Origin of the sequence: Cupriavidus basilensis (assembly GCF_029335485.1) — a bacterium.
Taxonomy (GTDB): Bacteria; Pseudomonadota; Gammaproteobacteria; order Burkholderiales; family Burkholderiaceae; genus Cupriavidus; species Cupriavidus basilensis_E.
Genome location: NZ_JARJLM010000064.1, coordinates 1 through 5,955, shown reverse-complemented (window position 1 = coordinate 5,955; position 5,955 = coordinate 1). Strand labels below are relative to the sequence as shown.

General features: G+C 64.9%; 6 protein-coding genes. 2 read left to right on the top strand and 4 right to left on the bottom strand.

From position 1 onward, the window contains the following. The coding region (locus P3W85_RS03780; RefSeq protein ID WP_276263782.1) for a hypothetical protein at positions 1–247 on the bottom strand (247 nt) is incomplete at its 3' end. Positions 248–321: 74 nt separating this feature from the next. Here P3W85_RS03780 and P3W85_RS03775 point away from each other — a divergent pair. Beyond that, on the top strand, positions 322–1,314 hold the full coding sequence (locus tag P3W85_RS03775; protein WP_017225908.1) for a Bug family tripartite tricarboxylate transporter substrate binding protein: 993 nt from the start codon (positions 322–324) through the stop codon (positions 1,312–1,314). Between the two features lie 66 nt (positions 1,315–1,380). Here the strand turns inward: P3W85_RS03775 and ppk2 are convergent, their stop codons facing one another. Both ppk2 and P3W85_RS03765 read right to left on the bottom strand, forming a co-directional pair. Beyond that, entirely contained in the window at positions 1,381–2,187 is an 807-nt protein-coding gene (gene ppk2 / locus P3W85_RS03770; RefSeq protein WP_276263781.1) for a polyphosphate kinase 2, read from the bottom strand. 185 nt (positions 2,188–2,372) lie between these two features. Next, positions 2,373–2,552, bottom strand: coding sequence for an alpha/beta hydrolase fold domain-containing protein (locus tag P3W85_RS03765; RefSeq protein WP_276263780.1), 180 nt, complete (start codon positions 2,550–2,552; stop codon positions 2,373–2,375). Positions 2,553–2,785: 233 nt separating this feature from the next. On the opposite strand from P3W85_RS03765, the gene P3W85_RS03755 reads away from it, so the two are divergent. After that, positions 2,786–3,106, top strand: coding sequence for a hypothetical protein (locus P3W85_RS03755; RefSeq protein ID WP_276263779.1), 321 nt, complete (start codon positions 2,786–2,788; stop codon positions 3,104–3,106). A 324-nt stretch (positions 3,107–3,430) separates the two neighbouring features. Here P3W85_RS03755 and P3W85_RS03750 read toward each other — a convergent pair whose 3' ends face one another. Then, positions 3,431–5,668 carry an NADP-dependent isocitrate dehydrogenase gene (locus P3W85_RS03750; RefSeq protein ID WP_017225913.1) on the bottom strand — a complete coding sequence of 746 codons (2,238 nt, stop codon included), beginning with the start codon at positions 5,666–5,668 and terminating at the stop codon, positions 3,431–3,433. Between the last annotated feature and the right edge of the window lie 287 nt (positions 5,669–5,955).

The following is a 5,955-nucleotide window of genomic DNA, read 5'->3' as shown; positions in this document are numbered from 1 at the left end:
GCATCGCGGTCATCACCACCGGGCGCAAGCGCAGCGCCGCGCCTTCGACCACGGCCTCGTGCAGGTCTTCGGACTGCGCCAGCCGGTTCACCGCGGCATCCACGATCAGCCCGAAGTCGATTGCTCCGAGCGCGATCAGGTTGGCCGGCACCTTGAAGTGGTGCGGCGCAGGATGCCCTTTTCTCGCCGGTTGCGGTAGCGCAATGCGCTCAGGTCCTGGTGCGTAGGAAAATGGGGGGTGCCGCATGGCGTAACGGAAAAGGGAGTGGATGTGTGCAGGGCAGGGATGGATGGCCGGGGCGGCCGGGTGGAGTCACGATAATGATGCTGTTTTCCATGATGCCCATTCGCCGGACCGGCATCGGCGCGGTTCTGGCTTTCCTTGCTGCGTTCAGCGGCTGCGCTTTTGCGGACGCCTATCCCCAGCGGCCCGTGCGCCTTGTGGTTCCCTTCAGCGCGGGCGGCGTCACCGATGTGATCGCCCGCGTGATCGCCGGCAGCCTGCAGGCCAGGCTGGGGCAGCCCGTGATCGTGGACAACCGGCCGGGTGCTTCCACCATGATCGCGGCAGCGCACGTCGCAAAGGCGCGCCCCGACGGATACACGCTCCTGCTCGGCAGTTCCACCACGTTCAGCATGCTGCCTGCCCTTCGGCCCCATCTGTCCATCGCCGCCGAAGGCATCTGGGCGCCGGTCGGCCTCGTCGCGGAGACGCCGGTGATGATCTCCTCGCGCACGGACTCCGGCATCGGCTCGTTCCAGGATCTGCTGGCGCGCGCGCGGGCCCGGCCGGGCGCGCTGACTTATGGCACTACCGGCGTGGGCACCGCCCCCCACCTGATCGGCGCCATCATCGCCGCGGATTTCCAGGTGGACATCACGCCAGTGCAATACCGGGGCAGTACCCAAGTGCTGGCCGATGTGGTCAACGGGCAGATCGACCTGAGTTTCGATCCCGTCGGCGTTGTCCGGCCGTTCATCGGCGCGGGCATGCTGCGGCCGCTCGCCATCAGCACCGCGCAACGGTTGCCGGCGTATCCGGCCGTCCCCACCTTTGGCGAAGTCGGCATCGGGGACCTGGGCGGCGCGTTCTGGTTTGGCCTAGCCGCCCCGTCCGGCACGCCGCGCACGACGTTGCAGCGTTTGCAGGAGGATCTGCAGGCGGTCCTGCGCGAGCCCCGCGTCGAGGAGGCGTTCCGCCGGCAATCGATTATCGTCCTCGCCGGCAATGCGGAGGAATTCCGCCGGCGCGTCCATGCAGAGCTAACGCGGTACCGGCAACTGGCCAGGGACGGCAGCTTCACGATGGAATGATTTCATCCGCCCTGGCGGCGCGCGCAGCCTTCGGCAGTCTGGCGCCGCCTGCCGGCCCGGGACCCGCTACGGCGCGAGCCCGCCGGACTCGATGCACGCGGTATGGAAAGGGAAGACAACTTCCCGGTCGGCTCGCGTCAGCGCTTCGTCCTTGCCCTTGTACTGCAGCTGCCCGAGCAGGTCGCGGATGATATTGAGCCGGGCTTCGCGCTTGTTGTCGGTTCGCACTACCCGCCAGGGGGTCCCCGGTGTGCTGGTGCGGGTCAGCATCTCGTTGCGGGCCGCGCTGTATTGCTTCCAGTAATGGATTGCCTGTTCGTCGATCGGGCTGATCTTCCATTGCTTGAGCGGATCCGTTGCGCGGTCCTTCAGGCGCCGCCGTTGCTCATCCTTGCTGATGTCGAGGTAATACTTGATGAGCCTGATGCCGGAGCCCGCCAGCAGCATCTCGAAGTCGACCACCGAATTCATGAAGTCCTCGTGCTCGGCCTCCGTGCAGAATCCCATCACCCGTTCCACGCCGGCGCGGTTGTACCAGCTGCGGTTGAACAGCACCAGTTCCTGGCATACCGGCAGTTGCGCCACGTAGCGCTGGAAGTACCAGGCGGACTGATCGCGGTCGGAGGGCTTGCCGAGCGCGACGACGCGGACTTCGCGCGGGCTCAGGTGCTGGACGATGCGTTTGATCGCGCCATCCTTGCCCGCAGCGTCGCGGCCTTCGAGAATGACAAGGATCTTGTCGTTGGACGAGATCACTTGCCGCTGCAGCTTGACGAGTTCGACCTGCAGGCGCCGCAGCTCGTGCTTGTAGGCCTTGCTTGCGGATCTGCGTCCGGAGCCGGCGGCGTGTTCGTCCAGGGAGGCCTTGCTCATGCCATGCCCCCCGCCTTGCCGTTGCCGGTCGGGCTGGCTTCGCAGCCGGTCCGGGATGGCCGCGCGAGCGATCCGGCGATCCGGTATTTCATGCGATCCTCCTTCAGAACAATAGAGCAGGACCCAGTATCTTGTGGGCCGGCGCTTGCTGTCAAACGCCGGGGCGCGCAGGCCGCCGGCCGGCATCAGGGGCCGTTGCCGCGCAAGGCTTGGCGCAGCGGGTCGTACCCGCAGACCAGGATCGATGCCGGCGGCAGCCGGTCCAGCCGCTGCGCCTGCAACGGCGAAACGCAAGGCGATGCACCGTCCTCCCCGGTTGCCAGGTAAGCGGAGAAGCAGGGGATGACTACGCCACGCTTCTGCATGGGCTTTCGGTGCAGGCTCGGGACGGCGTCAGCCGGGCCCGTCTCCTGGCCATGATCGAGCCGCCGATGGCTGCGCTGGATATGGCATTGCGTACGGGCTGAAACGTCCCGTCGCGGCCTGTCTGGCCTGTCTGAAATCTAAATTGTGCCCAATCGGTCTCATCGATATAATCCGGCGCCAATGCCCTGATCCGGCATGCGTTCCTTTTTTGTCCATGTAACCGGAGTACCCGATGTTCCTGATTTGGCAAGGTTTAGGTTTTCTGGTTGTGATCGTGCCCCTGCTTTGCGTGCTCGTCATGAGCTTCCTGAGCGCCGTGGTGAATCTCTCGAACCTCGCGGCCGTCGTCGCCGCACTGTTCATGTCCGCGGCGGCGGTTTTCTATCTCGGCAGACACCTCAACTCCCGTCCCGGCCGCACTCTGGTCGATCCGGCCACCGGGCAGTCCGTGGAACTGCGCAAGCGCCACACGCTGTTCTGGATCCCGATGCAATATTGGGCCTTTCCTCTGCTGCTGGTTGCCGGCATTGCCTCGATGGGGCTGTTTGCCTGACCGGCCGGATAGCCGATAGCCTGGCTGATCCAGCGGCAGGTTGCCATCCTGGGCGCGTGCGCCCAGGATGGCGGGTCGCCCGATAGCCAGCATATGGTGTCGGCCGTGTTCGTGCTGATGGAGGAGACCGCTTCGGTGATTTCCGACCTTGCGTGCGTGGTGCAGAACGCGTTGGCGCAATCCGCAGGCTGGCGCGACTCGGCACGGTAACTGCGGTTGGGGGGAAGGGCGCCGGCCCGAAGCGAGGTGTCTCGCTTGACGGGCGGGCAACAAGAAACAAGAAGAAAGAAGAGCCGCCTTGACCCGCAAGGCGGCTGGGCCTGCTTAAGCCCGGACAGCCGCCAGTGCCGCGTTCAGCGTCTTGCTCGGACGCATCACGCTGTCCAGCTTGTCGAAGTCGGGCTTGTAGTAGCCGCCGATGTCCGCTGCCTGGCCTTGCACCGCCGACAGCTCGGCCACGATGGCCTGCTCGCTGTCGGTCAGTTGCTTGGCCAGCGGCGCGAACTGCGCGGCCAGGGCCGCGTCGTCGGTTTGCGCCGCCAGTTCCTGCGCCCAGTACATGGCCAGGTAGAACTGGCTACCGCGGTTGTCCAGCTGACCGGTCTTGGGCGACGGGTTCTTGTTGTTCTCCAGTAGCTGGCCGGTGGCGGCGTCCAGCGTCTTGGCCAGGATCTTGGCGCGGCCGTTGCCGGTCTTGATGCCCAGGTCTTCCAGCGACACGGCCAGCGCCAGGAACTCACCCAGCGAGTCCCAGCGCAGGTGGTTTTCTTCCACCAGCTGCTTGACGTGCTTGGGCGCCGAGCCGCCGGCACCGGTTTCGTACATGCCGCCGCCTGCCATCAGGGGAACGATGGAGAGCATCTTGGCGCTGGTGCCCAGTTCCATGATGGGGAACAGGTCGGTCAGGTAGTCGCGCAGGATGTTGCCGGTGACCGAGATGGTGTCCAGGCCGCGGATGACGCGCTCCAGCGTGTAGCGCATGGCGCGCACCTGCGACATGATCTGGATGTCCAGGCCGGTGGTGTCGTGGTCCTTCAGGTAGGTCTCGACCTTCTTGATGACTTCGGCTTCGTGCGGGCGGTACGGGTCCAGCCAGAAAATGGCCGGCATGCCGGAGTTGCGGGCGCGGGTGACGGCCAGCTTGACCCAGTCGCGGATCGGCGCGTCCTTGACCTGGCACATGCGCCAGATGTCGCCTTCTTCCACGTTCTGCACCAGCAGCACTTCGCCGGTGGCGATGTCGACGATGCGGGCTTCGCCGGCTTCGGGGACTTCAAAGGTCTTGTCGTGCGAGCCGTACTCCTCGGCTTGCTGGGCCATCAGGCCGACGTTGGGCACGGTGCCCATGGTGACCGGATCGAAGTTGCCGTTGGTCTTGCAGAAGTTGATGATCTCCTGGTAGATGCGGGCGAAGGTGCTCTCCGGGATCACGGCCTTGGTGTCCTTCGGACGGCCGTCGGCGCCCCACATCTTGCCGCCGATGCGGATCATGGCCGGCATCGAGGCGTCCACGATCACGTCGTTGGGCGCGTGCAGGTTGGAGATGCCCTTGGCCGAGTCCACCATTGCCAGCTCGGGACGGTGCTCGTGGCAGGCGTGCATGTCGCGGATGATTTCTTCGCGCTTGGAGCTGGGCAGGGATTCCAGCTTGTCGTACAGGTTGACCAGGCCGTTGTTGACGTTCACGCCCAGCTCGTCGAACAGCGCGCCGTGCTTGGCGAAGGCTTCCTTGTAGAAGATCTTGACCGCGTGGCCGAACACGATGGGGTGCGAGACCTTCATCATGGTGGCCTTCACGTGCAGCGACAGCATCACGCCGGTCTTGCGGGCGTCTTCCATCTGCTCTTCATAGAAGTCGCACAGCGCCTTCTTGCTCATGAACATGCTGTCGATGATCTCGCCGTCCAGCAGCGACACCTTGGGCTTGAGGACGATGGTCTTGCCGCTCTTGGTGACCAGCTCCATCTTCACGTCGCGGGCCTTCTCGACCGTCATGGACTTCTCGCCGTGGTAGAAGTCGCCGTGCTTCATGTGGGCCACGTGGGTGCGCGAAGCCATGCTCCACTCGCCCATGCTGTGCGGGTTCTTGCGTGCGTAGTTCTTGACGGCGGCGGGCGCGCGGCGGTCCGAGTTGCCCTCGCGCAGCACCGGGTTCACGGCGCTGCCCAGGCACTTGGAGTAACGCTGGCGGATGGCCTTCTCGGCGTCGGTCTTCGGGTCTTCGGGGAAGTCCGGCACGTTGTAGCCCTTGCCCTGGAGTTCCTTGATCGCGCTGACCAACTGGTGCACGGAGGCGCTGATATTCGGCAGCTTGATGATGTTGGTGTCCGGCAGCAGGGTCAGGCGGCCGAGTTCGGCGAGGTTGTCGGGCACCCGTTGCGCTTCGGTCAGGAATTCGGGGAACTCGCCGAGGATGCGCCCTGCCACCGAGATGTCGCTGGTGGCGACGTTGATGCCGGCCGGCGCGGTGAAGGTGCGGATGATGGGCAGGAAGGCACTGGTCGCCAGCAGCGGAGCTTCGTCTGTCAGGGTATAGATGATGGTAGGTTGCTGGGTACTCATTGCTTCTCTCAGGGTCAACAAGGGTTGGGAAATGCCGCCGGCTGGGTCGCAGACCGGCAGCAACCACCGAATTTTGCCTGATTTTGCTTTCGGGGGGCTTAACCGGCCCGGCTTTTCCGCTTTGCAATCGCAAAACGCAAGCTTTGTGCGCGCGGCTGGGGGCGACGCATTCAGGTGGCCGGACAGTGCTTCCCATCGATCCCAGGCGCTGGAGGTGAAATCGTGTGCAATCCTGGTGGTATAAGTGATGCAAACAGCACGTATCGACGCGCGAACCGGCCCGAGCT